The following is a 17,800-nucleotide window of genomic DNA, read 5'->3' as shown; positions in this document are numbered from 1 at the left end:
ATTAAATCATCAAAAATTAATATCTTTACTATTTATTCCATCCCCACTTGAAATTTTGCTTTTAACCTTCTCTATGAAATTCACTGTAACAGCTTCTACATCTTTAAATTTAACGCCTTTCGCTTTATCTATTAATGTACCATAATCATACTCTTTGTTTATTGCTTGCTTAGAATAATTATAAACATATTGAGTTTTAGGTGTAACTACTACTTTTAAGCATAATACAAAAATAAACAATACTAGTACACCAATCAATTCCCTGGTTAATCTTTTTATATAAAAATTAGGCATTCCACTTTGTTTGTTATTTTCACTATGAAACCTATTTGCGCTTCTATGCTTTTTTGCCAAATTATTATAATAGCTTTGGTACTGCATATTATAATTACCCATTTTATCCCCCTCTAACAATCTTTTACTATTCATATATATTTAATTTCTACCATTTATATTACATATTATAAGAAAAAAAAGTATATATTATATCATCTTAAACAAAATAAGCACTGCAAACTATGCAGTGCTTACTCGATTATATTGTTCTATTTACGATTTTTTAAACTTCTCATTAATACTTCAGCTGTACCTAAATTTGTGGCAAGTGGAACACAATGCACATCACATAATCTAAGAAGTGCTGAAATATCTGGTTCATGAGGTTGAGGCGTTAGTGGATCCCTTAAAAAAATTATCATATCCAATTCTTCTTGTGCAAGCTTTGCACCTATTTGCTGGTCACCGCCAAGTGGTCCTGATAAAAACCTAGTAACATCAAGTCCCACTTGTTCACTTATTAATTTTCCTGTTGTCCCTGTTCCGTATAAATCATGTTTTTCTAAAACATCCTTGTACCTTGTTGCAAAGTCAATCATATCAGCCTTTTTTTTATCATGGGCTACTAGTGCTATTCTCATATCTATCCTCCCTCATAACTTATTTGAATATAATCAAAAATTTATTTTTTTCCTTCTCATACCTACATTAAGCACTAATCCTAATGATATAAAAGTCGTTAAAAGCGAGCTCCCACCATAACTCATAAATGGTAGCGTTATTCCTGTAATAGGCATAAGTCCCATTGTCATTCCCATATTTTGCATTATTGAAAATAGTAAATTTGAAATAAATCCCACACACAACACAGTTCCAAAAATATCTTTCGATTCTTTCGCAGTTTTTACTAACCTGCATATAAGTAGTCCATATAATAATAATAATAATAATGCACCAATAAGTCCCCATTCTTCTGCTAAGACGGCAAAAATAAAATCCGTCTGATTTTCTGGAACAGAACTAAACTGCACTCCTTTTCCAAAACCTCTTCCTAGTATTCCTCCGGAGCCTATAGCAAGTCTTGCTTGAATAAGCTGATGACCATACCCTTGTGCAAATTGCTCAGGATGCAAGAATGAAGTGAGCCTTCCTTTCCAATAAGTTTTCATAATTGGAGAATTCCATACACCAACAACTATAAGTAAAATTGAAGTCATTCCTCCAATTATCACTTTGTAATTTAGTCCTATACAATAAAATATCCCTAGTACTATAAAAAAGCTTACCATAGTCATTCCCATATCCGGTTGAATAATAATTAATAACATTGGCACTGCCACATAAAATGTTAACTCCAACAAATTCTTAGGATCATTAATTCGCCCTTCCATTTCATCTAATTTCTTAGCCAGCATTATTATCATGCCAATCTTAGCAAATTCTGAAGGTTGCAGGGTGCCTATGCCTATATTTATCCAAGATCTTGCACCATTTACAACAGTTCCAAAAACATCACCATATATTAACAATGCAACGCCTGCCCAATATATTATAACGGCATAATTTTCTATTAAAATGTAATCAAAGACTAAAAGAACATACATCACGGCAATACTTACTATTAACCATACAATTTGCATTTTAACTAACTTAGTTCCATAATTCTTCACTGTAGCACTATAAATATTTATGCATCCAAAAATCACAATAGAAATTGCTACTATAATTACACTATAATCCAATTCTCTTAACAGTTTTTTATTAAGTCTTAGGTTTTGTAAAATTTTCATGGTTTAGCCTACCTCCATCTCAAATATGATTATATCATATTAAAAAAAAAAAGCTATGCATAAGTTGTTAATTATACATAGCCTTTGCTAACTTATCTCTTTATTTTTTTAATAGGTATATTTGCAATTAATGCTGGTGAATTCCCTTCATATTCTTCCGTTGTTGTTAATCTAACCTCAATTTCCCCAGTTTCTATTTCGGCGTATTTTGAAATTACCTTTAGTATGTCGGACTTAATCATTTCTAGAAAATTAGGTGAAAAGTCCGCTCTATCATGTATTAAAATCAGCTTTAATCTATCACTTGCAATATCCTTTGAAAACATTTTATTAGAAAACATTTTAAATAAATTCATTAATGCCCTACCCCCTATATCCCTTTAAATATTCTTTTTAGAGAAGCAAAGAATCCTATCCCACTACATGATGATCCATCTAGTGAAGCATATGATACTTCCTCTCCCATTATTCGCCTTGCTATGTTTTTAAAAGCTAGACCCGCCAAAGATTTTTCATCAAGTACGATTGGTTCCCCTTTGTTAGTTGAAATAGTAACCTTCCTATCATCTGGAACAACACCTATTAATTTAATGGCCAAACATTCTATAATATCATCTACAGATAGCATATCTCCATTTTTCGTCATTTCATAGTTCATTCTGTTTATTATAACCTCATGTCTATCTATACCCTTAGAATCTAATTTCCCTATTACCCTATCTGCATCCCTAACTGAAGTGAGTTCAGGATTAACCACTATAATAGCTCTATCAGCTCCTACTATAGCATTTTCAAATCCTTGTTCAATACCTGCAGGACAGTCTATAATAACGTAATCAAAGTTTTCTTTTAACTCCTTTACTACTAAAAGCATATCCTTTATATCAATGTCATTCTTGTCTCTTGTTTGAGCTGTTGGTAACAAATATAAATTGTTAAACCTTTTATCTTTTATTAGGGCTTGCTTTAACCTGCATTTTTTTTCAATAACATCTACCAATGTAAATACTACTCTATTCTCAAGTCCCATTAATACATCAAGGTTTCGAAGTCCTGTATCTCCATCAATAACTACTACTCTTTTGTCCATAGATGCAATAGCTGTTCCAATATTTGCTGTGGTAGTTGTCTTACCTACACCACCCTTACCCGAAGTTATAACTATAGATTCTCCCATGTGCATTACCTCCATTATATATATTTATTTGCTAAATACGGTTCTACAATGATATTGCCATTTTTAATTTTTGCCACCTCTGGATATAGAGGCTTAACTTCATCCTCAGGGGACCTCGTTACTATGTTTCCTATCTGAAGTATTTGAGGTTGCAACTTAACTGCCGCAATTATAGCTTTTTCATTACCATTAGTACCCGCATGTACAACCCCTCTTAAAGTACCAATAACAATTATATTTCCTGCTGCATATATTTCAGCTCCCGGGTTAACATCACCAACTATAACTATATTACCAGGATAATTTATACTTTGTCCGCTCCTTATAGTTTTCCTCAAAAACTTAGTTTTCCCCTCATAAATTCCAGTAAACACTTTTCCTATGGAATCTTCCTGCTCCTGAAAAATACAATCACTAATTAAAAATTCATCAAATAATATTTCCTTTAATTTTATACATTCCCTTTCATTTATGTATTTAAGTTCAGTAGTAATTTTCAAAGTGCTACCTTTATAAAATTTTCTCCCTTGTGATAGCTTATTAATTAAAGACTCTAACATGTCATCAAAATCATTGAAATGATTCATATTTATAACTACATTTAATCCCTCTTTATTTCCCTTAATGATTATTTTATCTGTAACCATAATTTTAACCTCCTAGTTCTCATCTGGTGTACGTAACTTTTAAATAAATAATCGTTTTTCTCCATAATTGAACTTAAGCTATTATTTCAACATATTAACAGTAAATTCCTGCTTAATTTCAATATAAATATATTTTTTTATTTTTTCTCCATGCTTTTACAATTAAATAAACTCTAACAAACAAATTTGTCAGAGTTTATTTAAAGTTCTAATTTATTTATATTTTTTTTTACTAATCATGGGAATTTCCAGTTTTAGCATGATCTAAATCTATATTACTAGTTTCATGATCTGGATCAACCATAAATTTATATTTAGGATCTTTTTCAAGTAATTCAGCTTTAAAATATTGCTCATAAACTGCTTTTGCAACTGGCGCAACCCAGCCACCATGACCTCCATCAAAAACCACTGCGCAAACAGCTATTTCAGGTTTATCATAGGGAGCAAATCCTATATAATATCCATAGGAAGTCCTTCCGAGAGCTGATTGTGTAACATCATTAAAAGTAGCCGAACCTGTTTTCCCTCCATTAGGTATAGAAAAACCTTTAAATGCGTTATATGCTGTACCTTGAGGATCAGTAGTAACTTCTAACATCCCCTCTTTAATTAACTCAGTTGTTTTAGCACTTATTTCAGTTTTTTCTAAAACTACAGGATCATTTTTTTTAATTACATTTCCTTCTGGATCTAAAAATTTATCAACCAAATGCAGTTCGTATCTATTCCCCCCATTTACCATAGTAGCGACATAATTGGCTAACTGCAGCGGTGTAAACGCATTAAACCCTTGTCCTATAGCTGCATTGTATGCATTGGAAGCAGTCCTAATTTCAGTATTAGAAGCACTTATTTCATTATTTATAGTGAGAGCCATATTACTAATATTTTTATCTGTGTAATTGTTACTTTTTAATGCTGGAGAATTTTCAATGAATTTCTTTACCGTACTTGTATTAATGGAACCATCCTTTTCTTTTTTCATTTCTGTCTTAATTAAAGCAAGAAACTTAACTTTGTTTTCATTTAATTTTTTAATTTCGTCTATTTCTTTCTTGGTTCCACTTTCACTTTGCGAAACTAAATCGAGAGGCTTTGCCCCGCTTTGTAGAGATTCTACCAGACTACTTCTATGCATATTAGCTACTATTTCTTTACTGGATTCATAATTATATACCTGTCCAAAGTTTTCTGGTATCTCTATACCTGTAGCAGGTGTTTTATCACTCTTCGGATCTATGCCAAGACCAAATTTCCATGCATATTTTGCTAGTAAGTCTAAACCAGTTTTATTTTCTCCCGCCTTTGCATAAAGTCTATCAGCTACATCATAAAAGTAATAATTACAAGACTCTCTCATAGCCTTTCTTAAATCTACCATTCCATGTCCATAACCTTGCTCATTAAATAACCAACAGGCAGCATTAACTGATGGGTACCGGTGATTGTATGCCCCATTGCCCTTAGTATTTTCGCCACCATCTTTCACTGAATAATTCTCGTCTATAACGCCTTCCTCTAGCCCTGCAATAGCTGTAAGCGGCTTAAAAACAGAGCCAGGAGGAATTAAGGATTTTGTTGCATAATTGAAAGTCGCTTTTGGAAAAATATCACTATTATCCTTCCTTATTGTAGTATTCCCTTTTACACTTTTGTCTATTGGGAACATATAATTAAGCAATATTTTCTCTCTTTCCTCTATAGATTTTGCCATGTCTGTATCCTTTAGTATACCTTTAATATTTACAAGTCCTCGTCTTCTAATATAATCTAGTCCCGTTTTCTCTGTAACTGGGCCTAGCAAATCATCATACTGATCACTAGATAACCCCTCTGCAAACATATTAGGATCATACCCAGGTCTACTTGCCAGAGCTAATATTTTTCCCGTCTTAACTTCAATTACCACAGCAGCACTTCTGGTTGCATTAGTTGTATTTACACTTTGGGATGAATTATTCCCTTCCTTTTGTAGTTTAGTCATAACTGCATCTAAAGATTTCTCTGCAGCATATTGCATATTTTTATCTATATTAAGTTGCACTGTTTGCCCAGGATAAGTTGCAATCTCACCTAAAGTATTAACTTTACGTCCTTGTTTATTAACTGTGATACTTTCTTGTCCCTTAGTTCCCTTTAAAACGTCTTCAAAGGCTGATTCGATTCCTGAGGCACCTATAGAGTCCGTACTTATATCATAACCTTTTTCTTCATACTTAGATGAATCCCAAGGATTTATCTTAGAAATATAACCTAGGAAAGCTGAACCTAGATCCTTATTAGGATAGACCCTAATGGGCTGAGTCATAACACTAATACCAGGAATTTCAGGTTGCATTTGTTCAAAAATAAATGCAACGTCCTTAGATAAATTGTTAGCTATAGCTACTGGCTTATATCCAGAAAGACTCTGCATCTTTATATTGTCCTTAACTACCATATACCGTCTGAGCTCTTCTTTGCTTTTAGAATCTTTAATTTTGTCCAGCTTATAATCCACTATTAGTTGATTAAACACTTCTTCTGGCGTAACCTTTAAAAGCTCTTCATCAACTTTTTTAAGTTGATCAGCAGTTAAATCATCTTTCTTTTTCCCCTTATAAAGTTTTTTAATAGCTGCCTCATCAAAGCCTCTATCTTTTTTAAATCTAAGTTCTGTCCACTCTTGTGATGTTTTATCTAAGGTTTTAAAGTCAAAACTATACTCTACATCTTTTTTATCCTCACTAGTCTTTACTTTAAGTGCAAACTCATCTACCTGAGTTTGCTTGTTATCATCAAGAATTTTAAATACCTTATCAATAGTTGGTAATAAATTTTCTTCACTCTCTTTTGTTTTAGTAAATGTCACTATATAACTTTGCTTGCTTGTAGCGAGTTTCGCACCATTTCTATCAATTATCTCACCTCTTGGTGCTACTTTAGATATTATCTTATGATTTTGTTGATTTGCAGTTTCCATATACACCCGGCCATTGATTACCTGTATATTCACTAATTTGAAAATAATAGCTGAGAAAATCAATATCATAATTACAATTAAAGCATTAAATCTAGAAAATTTATTGTTATTTTTATTTTTCTTTCTCACTTTTGCACCAACCTTTTAAAAATCATATAAATGTACTGCATCAAAATTTCCACTCTTTCTTCATATATTCTTTTTGTGAAAGTTTATATACGAATCTATACATAAAAATAGAAACTATTAGATTATATATTCCATGATATAATACTACCCCCATATGCGTATATTGCTTTATCAAAAACAATATAGAAAATACTATTAACCCTTTTACTAAACTTAACACAAAAGTTGAAACTATTGGCAAAAATGGTTTTTCAACAAATATATTTTTACCTATGTTTGCAGCTATAGCGCACATTAGCATATTACTTAACATATTGATTCCAAATCCATTTAAGAAATAGATGTCCTGCAGTGCACCAGTAAAAACTCCAATTATTACTGCATCTTTTGGCGAACTAACAATCGAATAACACAGTGCAAAAGTAAATATTAAACTTGGATATGTACCGTTTATTTTGAGTAAAGGCATCAACGTATTATCTAATATTAGGAATAGAATACATAACCACACTACTGTTAATATCCTCTTCATACTACAACTCCTAATATATTATTTCACCATCTTTTATATGTTTTGGTACTACAATAAAAACTTCTTCAATTTTTGAAAAGTCAACATATGGCTCGATTATAGCACTTTTCATTACTTCACCTTTATCCTCATGAACACTTAGCACCTTTCCTATTCTAATTCCAGTTGGATATCTGCGACCCAGGCCAGATGTTACTATTATATCGTCTTTTTTTATAGTCGAATCTACAGATAGATGCTGTATTTCGGCTAGTAATTTATTGTTTTCATCTTTATAGCCTTTAACCATACCATTATTATCTCTTGTGCTTTGAACAAGACCTGCCACTGCAATATTTTCATTAGATAAACATTGAACGGTAGCCCAATCATCACCAACAGATGTAACCTGACCTACAAGCCCTTCTCCAGTCATGGCTATCATATTTTTTTTTATGCCTTTATTTGTGCCTTTATTTATTATAAATCCATCTGAAAAACTAATTCCACTTAATCCTCTTATTTCAGCACCTACATATTTGTATTCATCTGTTTGCTTTGAAAAATTAAGCATTTCTCTTAACCTTTCATTCTCTTTTATTGCGGTATCATATTCTAATGCTTTAACTTGTAACTCGCTATTAGTTTTTAGAAGTTTTTCATTTTGCGCTTTAACATTTGAAAAGTTTGTTATAAATTTAAAAGAACCCTTTATTTTATGAAACCCACCATAAAATATACCCTGCACTGAATTTAACGTTACACCCACACCATTCTCCACGAAAGATATTTTTTCTCGATTTGCACTATATCCTATTAAAGATAAAAATGTAACTGACAGTATTATAATAACTACTGCCAGTTTATTTTTTAAAAATCCCATATTTATCTTCTTTTACTCATGACGTCTATATTAACGAGAGCTTTTCCTGCTCCTATGGCAACACAATCAAGTGGATTTTCAGCTATGTGTACAGGCATATGCGTTTCGTGATTTATAAGTGTATCTATTCCTTTTAGTAACGCGCCGCCTCCAGTTAACATAATTCCTTTTTCCATAATATCTGACGCAAGCTCTGGTGGGGTTTTTTCAAGGGTTGTTATTATTGCCTCAATTATTGCTTGAACTGGCTCACTAAGTGCTTCCCTTACTTCCTTTTGCGTTACTTCGATCACTTTTGGTAATCCAGTTATCAAATCTCTTCCTGTTATTTCCATACTCATATCATCATCTTCTAGCTCATATACTGATCCAAGCTCCGTTTTAATATTTTCCGCAGTTCTCTCACCTATCATAAGGCTGTACTGTTTTTTAACAAAGGCTATTATCGATTGATCTAACTTGTCCCCTGCCACTCTTAGAGACTTGCTTGTTACAATTCCACCTAATGAAATTATTGCCACTTCCGTAGTTCCGCCCCCAATATCCACTATCATACTTCCGGTTGGTTCATTTACAGGAAGTCCAGCTCCAATTGCTGCAGCCATCGGTTCTTCCATTAAATATGCTTCTCTTGCACCCGCTCTTTTAGTTGCTTCCTCAATTGCTCTCTTTTCAACCTCAGTTACACCAGACGGAAATCCGACTACAATTCTTGGACTTGTAAGACCTTTTGAACTAATTTTATTTATAAAGTGTCTAAGCATTTTTTCAGTAATCTCAAAATCTGCAATTACTCCATCCTGCATAGGTCTAATGGCAACAATGTTACCTGGTGTTCTACCTATCATCTGTTTTGCTTCTTCACCAACGGCTAATACCTTATTAGTATTTACATTTATAGCTACAACAGAAGGTTCTCTTAGTACAATTCCTTTCCCCTTCAAGTAAATTAATGTATTTGCTGTTCCTAAATCTATTCCCATATCTCGAGTCGTTCCAAACATTCCCATTTTAATTTCTCCCTTCGTATCTAAAGTATTCCTTTTTCTTTTAAGCTCGTATAAGTTCCATTCCCAATAATTATATGATCAAGCACTTCTATTCCTAGTAATTTACCACATTCTTGAAGTCTTATAGTGATGTTTACATCTTCCTTGCTAGGAGTTGGATCTCCAGACGGATGATTGTGACAAATAACCACAGAAGCACTACATTTTTTAATAGCTTCGTAAAAAACTTCTCTTGGATGAACTATCGAAGTGTTTAAATTACCAATTGAGATATCTTTTATACTTATAATGACATTCTTTGTGTTTAGCATAACTAATTTAAGATATTCTTTTTTTAAATATCTCATTTCCTCCATAAGATATTCTGCAACATCTTTTGGGGAAGTAATTTTGTAATCTTCTCCTGATTTAAAACTTCTAAATCTTTTTGAAATTTCTGTAAGTGCTAAAAGTTGTGTTGCTTTAGCATTTCCAACACCCTTTAAATTCATAAATTCTTCTGCACTTGAACTTAGAAGTCCATTTAGTCCGCCACACTCAGAAATTATCCTATCACAAAGACTTATAATATTTTCATTTTTTGATCCTATTCTAAGTATTATAGCTAATAGCTCATTGTTGGATAAAGCTTCAGCACCGTATCTTAACAATTTCTCCCTTGGTCTTTCATTTTGAGGCAAATCCATGATTTTGCACGTCATACCCATAAACAACTCCTTTATAGATTGACCCCCATCTCCCTTAACATAAAATATAATTTATTTACTGGTAGCCCCACCACACTATAGTAACAGCCCTTTATTTCTTCAACAAATAGAGATGCTGCTCCTTGTATTCCATAAGCTCCAGCCTTATCAAGTGACTCGCCCTTTTCTATGTAATTGTTTATTTCTATCGAAGATAATTTTGAAAATTTCACTTCCGTACAAACATACTCAGTACTAATCTCTTGAGTTTCGGTGTTTATTACTGCAATTCCTGTATATACCTCATGTGTATTATCACTTAAATCACTAATCATTTGAAAAGCTTGCTTGTTATTTTTAGGTTTACCAAGCACTTTGCCTTTGAAATAAACAATAGTATCACACCCTATTATAACAGCTGGTTTTTTAACGCTACTACAAACAGCTACAGCCTTTCCTTTTGCTAAAGTCATAACGTAGTCCCCACAATTCCCAGAAAATAATAAGTCACTCTCCTCAAAGTCACTTACTATTACCTTAAAATTACTAGTTATTTTTTTTAAAAGTTCCAACCTACGCAAAGATGCAGAAGCTAGAATAATATCCACTACACCACTCCTAATATTTTCTATATAAAATTATTGCCAAAACAATGCCTATAATAGACATTATATTAATATTAAAATTTATACCGAAAGTTACTGCTAATACTTTAAAATCTATAAGCATAGGAGTATTCATTCCTATGGTGTATGTACTCTTTAAAAATTTGAGTGCGCTTACGTTATCTCCTAATAGCTCACCTATAAAACTTCCAGAAATTGCTCCAATCAGTATAAAAAAAATAAAATACGGATTTCTTCCTTCTGCACTTTTCAAATTGTACCCCCCACTTTACTTATATCCTATACATTTTAACATTTAATAAATTCATACACAAGTGTATAAATTTATTATTCAAAAAAAGTTTATAATTGTAATTTATTAAGATGCAAAAACATCCACTGGCATTTAGATAAAAAAAATACAAATAGATTCAAATAATCTATTTGTATTTTTAATTATTTAACTCCACATCATTCTACTTCTTTAATATCTTCTTTATAAATTTATAAATGTAGATATATCCATCCTCTGTTTTTTCCTTTTTTAATTCCGCTGGCATTGCAGTTAAATATGATTTCATTTCAGTCATGGTACTATAATTTTTACTTTTTTCTTCCGCACCCTTTAAAGAACCTATCCATTTTTTTAATTCTACAGTTTTAATTGACTTAGTATCCTTTTCTGAAAGTTTATTTAATATTTTAAGATCAGCACTTATCATTTCATTAGTTTGTGCACTTGTTGAATCCTTTCCACTCAATTGAAAATTAATTTTAGTATACAATATTTTTTTTTGATCAAGTTGTTTAATAATATTACCAATCCCATCTTTAGGATAAACACCAACCAAAACTTTATATAATTTATCTTCTTCAATAATAAATGGTGTACTAAACTCCATCAAACTTTTTTTCAGAATTAAAGCATTTTCCTTCGCGCTAAAAACGCCACATTGTATTGCTACATAATCTTTAATATTAGTTTGAGGAATAACTTTAGAAACATCTACACTCTCTTTGTTCACTTTACTACCTTTATTTACTTTATTGTCTTTTACTATATCCATTTTAGTAGTTTTATCACCTGTACCTGTTTTTACGTTATTATTAGGTATTAGCTTAGACAACATTGTTCCCAAGGCAATGGCTGCTATCAAAGTTAATGTAATTACAATCATGAAATTATTGTTTTTCCTAGGTGTCTTATAATTATATCTAGTATATCTCACTTTATCATCCCCTAATTTAATAAATCTTTAAACATCTTTAAAAAAATAACTAGTAACTTGTAGTCTATTTTTTTAGATGCCTTATTTAAAATACTATTATTTTAAAATTGATTTTAGAATTAAAAAAATATATTTATATATTAAATTGTTTTTTTTAGAATTATTATATCCTTGTCTTCGCTATTTATCTTTAAAAAATTGCTTGCTATCCTACTTTCTTCAAAGTTATTTCGTTTCCAAAATTCCACCATTGCATTATTATTAGATGAAACAAAAGTATAGAAATTACACATTCCATAATTTTCACGTAAATGTTTTGAAAACTCATTAATAATTGTGTTTGATATATCAGCATCATATAGTCTAATTTCTATTAAATAACACATAATCCATACTTCATTTGGATTTTTAAATTCTATTCTACCTTTTATAATACCTATAAGTTCACTACCACGTAACACTTTAAGAAAGTATTCCCCCTCACTCACATAACACTCTAAATATCTTTCATAAAATCCCTTAATATCATAATCTAACCTTGCTTCTATATTAAAAGCTTGCTTTTTATTAGTCCAATTTTTAATTTTTAAAATATCCTCTTTTTCTACATTCATAATGCTAACATCATCAAATTTAAGATCTATATTAAACATATTTACTCCTCTTTAACATTTTATGCCTCTTTAATAATTAAATTCTACGTTACTTTTAAATCCCCTTCAAAAAAAATTATATTAATACTGCTATGATTTTTTTATAAAATCATTATAAATCAAATAACCCTATAAGTTTTTATAGGGTTTTAAATGAATTTTGTTTTTCTTTATGTTAAATGATTACTATTTTTTATTCATCTCTGTACATAAGTGTTACTCTAACGATTCTTCTAACTATTTCTTTTGCTTCTAAATATGGTATCCCGCACCTATTTAACCTCCTAAATATGGCAGGGTTATACCTCTCAATTCTTCTTACAATAGACTCAACATCATTGTATTGGGGATTAGGTTTATCAAATGGGGATCTATCTTGATAATTATCTAATTGCCTTAAATCTTCATCCCCCTGCTCAAAACCTTTCATATATACATCTCCATACGTCATACCCATTGGATTGGACCCATTCATGAACATGTCTTCATTAAATTGGTTCATTCCCATAAGCGAATTAATCCCCATATTTGGATTTACATCCTGCATATCTCCCATTTGCATTCCCATTGGGTTCATACCCATATTTGAGTTCATGCCCACATTCGGCATCATATTCATTTGCCCATATCCATACATCATAGGTTCTAGTGGAACCATTTCATATTCTTCCTTCATGTCTATATCTTCAATATTTCTGTCCTCTAGTTTCATAACCGCCCTCCTTATTTATAACTTAATACATTAACAATTTATGCTAGAGGCCATGTTTTGATACTAATTTTATGACAATATGCAAAAAAAAATAAAGAAGATGTAATTACACCCTCTTTATAGCACTCACTTTTTATAGTGCCTCTACTTTAATCCTCTTACAGGCTTTCTCATATTACTATCACCATTTATAGTAACTGGATTATTTTCTTTATTTTTAAGTGGCTTCTCCTGTTTTTCATTAGAATTATTGTTTTTGTTTTTCATAAATAACACCTCTTTCAGATGTTAGTTTTTCCATATTTCTTTAAAAAATTCACTTTTTACAGATTTTTATCCTTCCAATTAAATCATCACTCGCGGTGCTGCAATATTAACAACTTCTGAATGAAAGCCGTAAAAAAAAAGAGGTATTCTACCTCTTTTTTAAAGTAATATAAATTTTTGGTGCGACAGACGGGACTTGAACCCGTATGGTCTCCCACACGTCCCTTAAACGTGCGCGTCTGCCATTCCGCCACTATCGCAAATATTGTTTATTTAATATAAAGGATCAAATCTTATAGTCATATGTATTTTAAAACTTGCAACTACAAGATTGATTATATATTATTCTAGTATAAATTGTCAATAGTTTTTTCTGTTTTTATTTGATTTCATCACCATATAATTTCAAATAAATATTATAATTTGTTTTTACCTTTTTAACATATTTATCTGTTTCCCCGAAAGGTATTACATTTAATGTTTTTCCATCGCTAGAATATTCTTTATTATTAAGCCATTTTTGTACATTTCCACGTCCACCATTGTAAGCTGCCAACACCAAGTCTATATTCCCATTAAATTCAGTGTTTAAATTATTAATATACCAACATCCCATAGCAATATTAATTTCACTTTCATATAACTTTTCCACATCAAAATCTTTTAATTTCATATTTTCTGCAACCCACAATGCAGTATCAGGCATTATCTGCATAAGCCCATAGGCACCTTTTGGAGAAACAGCGTTTCCATCAAAATTACTTTCTGCCCTAATTACAGCTGCAACCAAACAAGGATCCACATTATACCTTTGCGAATACTTAACTATTTGATTTCCATATTTTATTGGGTAAAAACTTTTAAAAATGCTTTTAATGTTAATAACTATAATAACCAAAAAAATCAAGATTAAGATTTTTATAATTTTTTTAAATTTCATCACTTCACTCCTAACCCTTCTAACTTCCTAATAATCAACTCTAGTTGTAACTTTGTATTTTCAATACTCCCGCCATTATCAATAACAAAATCCGCAAATTTTTTCTTTTCATCTATTGGCATTTGAGCTCTTATTCTATCCCATGTTTCGTCTATTTTTAAAGCATCTCGATTCATAACCCTTTGTACTTGAATGTCACTACTCACCCACACTAAAATAGTTATATCCATACTAGTATGAAAATTGTTTTCTATTAAAGTAGGTGCATCTAAAAAGCAAAATTGCCAATTACCTTCTTCGTACATTTTTATTCTGTCTTGTATTTCTTTTGTTATAAACGGCATCATTATACTTTCAAGTTTTTTTCTTCGAGCATCACTCTTAAATATATAGTTTCCAAACTCTTTCCTATTAAGATTACCTTCACTGTCAAAAAACTCATACCCGAATTCCCCTTTAATTCTGCTCATCATCTCAGGGTATATTATAAAAACCTCTCTAGCTACAATGTCTGCATCAACAACCGGAAGACCCTTCTCTATTAGCATATTAGTCACTGTGCTCTTTCCACTACCGATTCCACCTGTTATCCCAACCCTTAGCGTTTTCAACTATTTTGCCTCATACCAAGTTTCTCCAATGCTTATTTCTACTTCTAGTGGAACTGAGAGTTTAACTACATTTTCCATCTGTTCCTTAACCAAATATTCAACTTGCTTAAGCTCATCCTTATATACGTTTAATATTAATTCATCGTGCACTTGGAGAATTAAAGTACTCTTTAATCCCTCCTGCTTTAATTTATCAAATACATTTATCATAGCAAGTTTAATAATATCTGCTGCACTTCCTTGTATCGGTGTATTCATAGCAAGCCTTTTACCAAAGGACTTCACAATTTTGTTTGTTGAATTTATTTCATAGATAAATCTTCTTCTATTCATTATTGTAGTAACACTACTATTTTTCTCAGCTTCAACCACTATATCCTCCATGTATTTTTTAACATTTGGATATCTTTCAAAATATGTTTCTATGTATGTTTTAGCTTCTTTTCTAGATATATTTAAGTCTTTTGCTAAGCTAAATTCTCCAATACCATATACTATTCCGAAGTTTACAGCTTTTGCATTACTTCTCATAAGCGCCGTAACTTCTCCTATCGGTACATTAAATACCTCCGAAGCAGTTTTAGTATGAATATCACAATGTTTAATGAAAGCCTCAATTAAATTTTCATCCCCTGCTATATGAGCTAATACTCTAAGCTCTATCTGTGAATAATCCGCAGATAAAATAACACACTGATCATTGTGTGGTATGAATACTTTTCTTATAGCTCTACCCATTTCATGTCTTATAGGGATATTTTGCAAATTAGGTTCAGTACTTGATAGTCTTCCTGTTGTTGTAACTGTTTGTGTAAAGTTTGAATGTACTCTACAATCTGTATCAATTACTGCTTGTAGCCCCTCAATATAAGTAGAAAAAATCTTCGTTAACTGTCTATACCTTGTAATTTCTGTGATAATGGGATGCTTATCTGCTAGTGCCTCTAAAACCTCAGCATTAGTTGAATATCCTGTTTTTGTTTTCTTTATAACAGGTAAATCTAATTTTTCAAATAATATCTTGCCTAGTTGCTTTGGAGATTTAATATTAAATTCTTCTCCAGATAAAACAAAAATAGTGCTTTCCATTTCTTTTATATCTTGAGCGAATTTTATGCCAAGTTCCGCTAATCTAGCCTTGTCTATTGTAAATCCTTCTGCCTCCATATATGATATAGCTTCTGTTAATGGTTGCTCCACCTCATATAGCAGTTCTTCCATTTTGTACTCTTCAATCTTCTTTTCTAAGATTTCATAAAGCTCTTTTAGTAATGCTACTTTATTAATCTCTCTTTCATGACCCTCACCTATAATACAGATTCTTAGAATTTTATCTATAAGAGTTTCCAGGCTATACTCCTTTTTAGCTGAATCGAGCAAATAAGCCCCAAGTTCTGTATCAAATTTTACTCCTTGTAACTTAATGCCTTTTTTATTAAGCGCAGTGTAAGCATTCTTTACGCCGTGACTTACCTTTTTAATATCATTACTCTCAAGTATAGTTTTCAAATAACTTATAGTTTTTTCTTCATCCTCATTAAATAAATCAGTAACCCTAATCAAATAGTTCTTTCCCTTATTATTAAAATATATGTTATTTACTCTAATTTTAGAAAACACATTAGAATCTGCAATATCGAAAGTTATATAAATAGTCTCTTTAATTTCACTAATAACTTCCAGAAGCTTCGACAATTTATCTATTACCGTAAAATCTGCAGAAAATGTTTCTTCGATTGAATCCTCATCATCCGGTATTTTCCCTATTAAAGATTTAAATTGTAATTTGTAGAATAAATCTTTTACAGCCCGTACATCATATTTTTCTTTTGATTTAATTGAGCTTAATTCCATTTCCATAGGCACACATGTAGTAATAGTAGCTAATTTTTTACTGAAAATAGCCTGTTCACTATAAGCAGTTAAATTTTCTACAAGTTTTTTTCCACTAATCTTATCAATATTCATAAGAAGATTTTCTATACTCTTATACTCTTTAATTAGCTTATAAGCAGTTTTTTCACCAATTCCTGGTACACCTGGAATATTATCAGAAGCGTCTCCCATTAGCCCTTTTACATCTATAAATTCTGTAGGAGTTACTCCAAACTCTTCTATTATTCGATTTCTATCATATATTTCCTTTTGTGACATTCCCTTTTTGTTTATAACAACTTTAACATTATCTGTGGCAAGCTGGAGTGCATCTCGGTCTCCTGTTATTATAAAAACTTCAAGTCCTTGTTTTTCTGCAAATACAGCTAATGTTCCTATTAAATCATCTGCTTCAAAGCCATCTAATTCAAAAATATCTATAGCCATTTTCTCTAAAAGTTCCCTAACTAGAGGAAACTGATCGCGGAGCTCATCAGGCATTTTTTTTCTTCCTGCCTTATAATCTTTATATTCTTCATGACGAAAAGTAGGCGCCTTCCTATCAAATGTTGTAACAATATAATCTGGCTCAAACTCTTCCTTCATCTTTAAAAGCATATTTGTAAAACCATAAATTGCATTAGTGTATATGCCATCCGAATTTGTTAGGGCTGGTAATGCATAAAAAGCTCTATACATAAGACTATGGCCATCTAAAATTAATAGTCTTTCCTTAGACATTGTAAATCCCTTCTTTCTAGTATGTTTATAACTTTATATATTGTGCTATGTTCTACATTATAATATACTTCGTCAATAAAAACATCAATGATT

The 17,800-nt window shown here is 31.2% G+C and carries 20 protein-coding genes and 1 tRNA gene; all 21 read right to left on the bottom strand.

The features are described 5' to 3' along the window. Window positions 1–9: 9 nt before the first annotated feature. The gene (locus tag ACWJJT_RS16870; RefSeq protein ID WP_462955533.1) at window positions 10–396 is read right to left on the bottom strand and encodes a hypothetical protein; all 387 of its coding nucleotides are present in this window, start codon (window positions 394–396) and stop codon (window positions 10–12) included. A gap of 149 nt (window positions 397–545) precedes the next feature. After that, window positions 546–917: a methylglyoxal synthase gene (locus ACWJJT_RS16865; protein ID WP_165412883.1), complete on the bottom strand. Its 372-nt coding sequence runs from the start codon at window positions 915–917 to the stop codon at window positions 546–548. 33 nt (window positions 918–950) lie between these two features. Next, complete coding sequence (gene rodA / locus ACWJJT_RS16860; RefSeq protein WP_462956808.1) at window positions 951–2,060, bottom strand: rod shape-determining protein RodA; 1,110 nt, start codon at window positions 2,058–2,060, stop codon at window positions 951–953. 98 nt (window positions 2,061–2,158) lie between these two features. Further along, the gene (gene minE / locus ACWJJT_RS16855) at window positions 2,159–2,422 is read right to left on the bottom strand and encodes a cell division topological specificity factor MinE (RefSeq protein ID WP_462955532.1); all 264 of its coding nucleotides are present in this window, start codon (window positions 2,420–2,422) and stop codon (window positions 2,159–2,161) included. A gap of 14 nt (window positions 2,423–2,436) precedes the next feature. Further along, on the bottom strand, window positions 2,437–3,243 hold the full coding sequence (minD, locus tag ACWJJT_RS16850; protein ID WP_462955531.1) for a septum site-determining protein MinD: 807 nt from the start codon (window positions 3,241–3,243) through the stop codon (window positions 2,437–2,439). A gap of 14 nt (window positions 3,244–3,257) precedes the next feature. Beyond that, the gene (gene minC, locus ACWJJT_RS16845) at window positions 3,258–3,890 is read right to left on the bottom strand and encodes a septum site-determining protein MinC (RefSeq protein WP_462955530.1); all 633 of its coding nucleotides are present in this window, start codon (window positions 3,888–3,890) and stop codon (window positions 3,258–3,260) included. 232 nt (window positions 3,891–4,122) lie between these two features. Then, window positions 4,123–6,984 carry a penicillin-binding transpeptidase domain-containing protein gene (locus tag ACWJJT_RS16840; protein ID WP_462955529.1) on the bottom strand — a complete coding sequence of 954 codons (2,862 nt, stop codon included), beginning with the start codon at window positions 6,982–6,984 and terminating at the stop codon, window positions 4,123–4,125. Window positions 6,985–7,024: 40 nt separating this feature from the next. Continuing rightward, complete coding sequence (gene mreD / locus ACWJJT_RS16835; RefSeq protein WP_220285969.1) at window positions 7,025–7,516, bottom strand: rod shape-determining protein MreD; 492 nt, start codon at window positions 7,514–7,516, stop codon at window positions 7,025–7,027. A gap of 10 nt (window positions 7,517–7,526) precedes the next feature. Continuing rightward, window positions 7,527–8,378 carry a rod shape-determining protein MreC gene (gene mreC, locus ACWJJT_RS16830; protein WP_462955528.1) on the bottom strand — a complete coding sequence of 284 codons (852 nt, stop codon included), beginning with the start codon at window positions 8,376–8,378 and terminating at the stop codon, window positions 7,527–7,529. A 2-nt stretch (window positions 8,379–8,380) separates the two neighbouring features. Then, on the bottom strand, window positions 8,381–9,388 hold the full coding sequence (locus ACWJJT_RS16825) for a rod shape-determining protein (protein WP_462955527.1): 1,008 nt from the start codon (window positions 9,386–9,388) through the stop codon (window positions 8,381–8,383). A 20-nt stretch (window positions 9,389–9,408) separates the two neighbouring features. Beyond that, complete coding sequence (gene radC, locus ACWJJT_RS16820; RefSeq protein WP_462955526.1) at window positions 9,409–10,095, bottom strand: RadC family protein; 687 nt, start codon at window positions 10,093–10,095, stop codon at window positions 9,409–9,411. 11 nt (window positions 10,096–10,106) lie between these two features. Beyond that, entirely contained in the window at window positions 10,107–10,682 is a 576-nt protein-coding gene (locus ACWJJT_RS16815; protein ID WP_462955525.1) for a Maf-like protein, read from the bottom strand. A 10-nt stretch (window positions 10,683–10,692) separates the two neighbouring features. Next, window positions 10,693–10,953 carry a DUF4321 domain-containing protein gene (locus ACWJJT_RS16810; protein WP_165412872.1) on the bottom strand — a complete coding sequence of 87 codons (261 nt, stop codon included), beginning with the start codon at window positions 10,951–10,953 and terminating at the stop codon, window positions 10,693–10,695. Window positions 10,954–11,155: 202 nt separating this feature from the next. Beyond that, window positions 11,156–11,908 carry an SPOR domain-containing protein gene (locus ACWJJT_RS16805; protein WP_462955524.1) on the bottom strand — a complete coding sequence of 251 codons (753 nt, stop codon included), beginning with the start codon at window positions 11,906–11,908 and terminating at the stop codon, window positions 11,156–11,158. A 140-nt stretch (window positions 11,909–12,048) separates the two neighbouring features. Continuing rightward, window positions 12,049–12,561 carry a GNAT family N-acetyltransferase gene (locus ACWJJT_RS16800; RefSeq protein ID WP_462955523.1) on the bottom strand — a complete coding sequence of 171 codons (513 nt, stop codon included), beginning with the start codon at window positions 12,559–12,561 and terminating at the stop codon, window positions 12,049–12,051. A gap of 193 nt (window positions 12,562–12,754) precedes the next feature. Then, window positions 12,755–13,273 (bottom strand): hypothetical protein, encoded by a 519-nt coding sequence (locus ACWJJT_RS16795; protein ID WP_462955522.1) that lies wholly within the window; start codon window positions 13,271–13,273, stop codon window positions 12,755–12,757. Window positions 13,274–13,417: 144 nt separating this feature from the next. Next, window positions 13,418–13,540, bottom strand: coding sequence for a hypothetical protein (locus ACWJJT_RS16790; RefSeq protein ID WP_258280648.1), 123 nt, complete (start codon window positions 13,538–13,540; stop codon window positions 13,418–13,420). A gap of 178 nt (window positions 13,541–13,718) precedes the next feature. Then, window positions 13,719–13,800: transfer RNA gene (locus tag ACWJJT_RS16785), tRNA-Leu, on the bottom strand. Between the two features lie 119 nt (window positions 13,801–13,919). After that, window positions 13,920–14,480 carry a lytic transglycosylase domain-containing protein gene (locus ACWJJT_RS16780; protein WP_462955521.1) on the bottom strand — a complete coding sequence of 187 codons (561 nt, stop codon included), beginning with the start codon at window positions 14,478–14,480 and terminating at the stop codon, window positions 13,920–13,922. Beyond that, the gene (coaE, locus tag ACWJJT_RS16775) at window positions 14,480–15,091 is read right to left on the bottom strand and encodes a dephospho-CoA kinase (RefSeq protein ID WP_462955520.1); all 612 of its coding nucleotides are present in this window, start codon (window positions 15,089–15,091) and stop codon (window positions 14,480–14,482) included. The genes ACWJJT_RS16780 and coaE overlap by 1 nt, the downstream gene beginning before the upstream one ends. After that, window positions 15,092–17,707 (bottom strand): DNA polymerase I, encoded by a 2,616-nt coding sequence (gene polA / locus ACWJJT_RS16770; RefSeq protein ID WP_462955519.1) that lies wholly within the window; start codon window positions 17,705–17,707, stop codon window positions 15,092–15,094. Between the last annotated feature and the right edge of the window lie 93 nt (window positions 17,708–17,800).

The organism is Clostridium sp. CM041 (assembly GCF_055081035.1).
Note: the sequence above shows the minus strand (reverse complement) of the source record. Positions and strands in the feature narration are given on the sequence as shown.

Excerpts from the sequence above, each read along its gene's own strand:
- ACWJJT_RS16870 (WP_462955533.1), bottom strand. The coding sequence starts at position 396 with ATGGGTAATTATAATATGCAGTACCAAAGCTATTATAATAATTTGGCA.
- ACWJJT_RS16865 (WP_165412883.1), bottom strand. The coding sequence starts at position 917 with ATGAGAATAGCACTAGTAGCCCATGATAAAAAAAAGGCTGATATGATT.
- minE (WP_462955532.1), bottom strand. The coding sequence starts at position 2,422 with ATGAATTTATTTAAAATGTTTTCTAATAAAATGTTTTCAAAGGATATT.
- minD (WP_462955531.1), bottom strand. The coding sequence starts at position 3,243 with ATGGGAGAATCTATAGTTATAACTTCGGGTAAGGGTGGTGTAGGTAAG.
- minC (WP_462955530.1), bottom strand. The coding sequence starts at position 3,890 with ATGGTTACAGATAAAATAATCATTAAGGGAAATAAAGAGGGATTAAAT.
- mreD (WP_220285969.1), bottom strand. The coding sequence starts at position 7,516 with ATGAAGAGGATATTAACAGTAGTGTGGTTATGTATTCTATTCCTAATA.
- mreC (WP_462955528.1), bottom strand. The coding sequence starts at position 8,378 with ATGGGATTTTTAAAAAATAAACTGGCAGTAGTTATTATAATACTGTCA.
- ACWJJT_RS16825 (WP_462955527.1), bottom strand. The coding sequence starts at position 9,388 with ATGGGAATGTTTGGAACGACTCGAGATATGGGAATAGATTTAGGAACA.
- radC (WP_462955526.1), bottom strand. The coding sequence starts at position 10,095 with ATGGGTATGACGTGCAAAATCATGGATTTGCCTCAAAATGAAAGACCA.
- ACWJJT_RS16800 (WP_462955523.1), bottom strand. The coding sequence starts at position 12,561 with ATGTTTAATATAGATCTTAAATTTGATGATGTTAGCATTATGAATGTA.
- ACWJJT_RS16795 (WP_462955522.1), bottom strand. The coding sequence starts at position 13,273 with ATGAAACTAGAGGACAGAAATATTGAAGATATAGACATGAAGGAAGAA.
- ACWJJT_RS16790 (WP_258280648.1), bottom strand. The coding sequence starts at position 13,540 with ATGAAAAACAAAAACAATAATTCTAATGAAAAACAGGAGAAGCCACTT.
- ACWJJT_RS16780 (WP_462955521.1), bottom strand. The coding sequence starts at position 14,480 with ATGAAATTTAAAAAAATTATAAAAATCTTAATCTTGATTTTTTTGGTT.
- polA (WP_462955519.1), bottom strand. The coding sequence starts at position 17,707 with ATGTCTAAGGAAAGACTATTAATTTTAGATGGCCATAGTCTTATGTAT.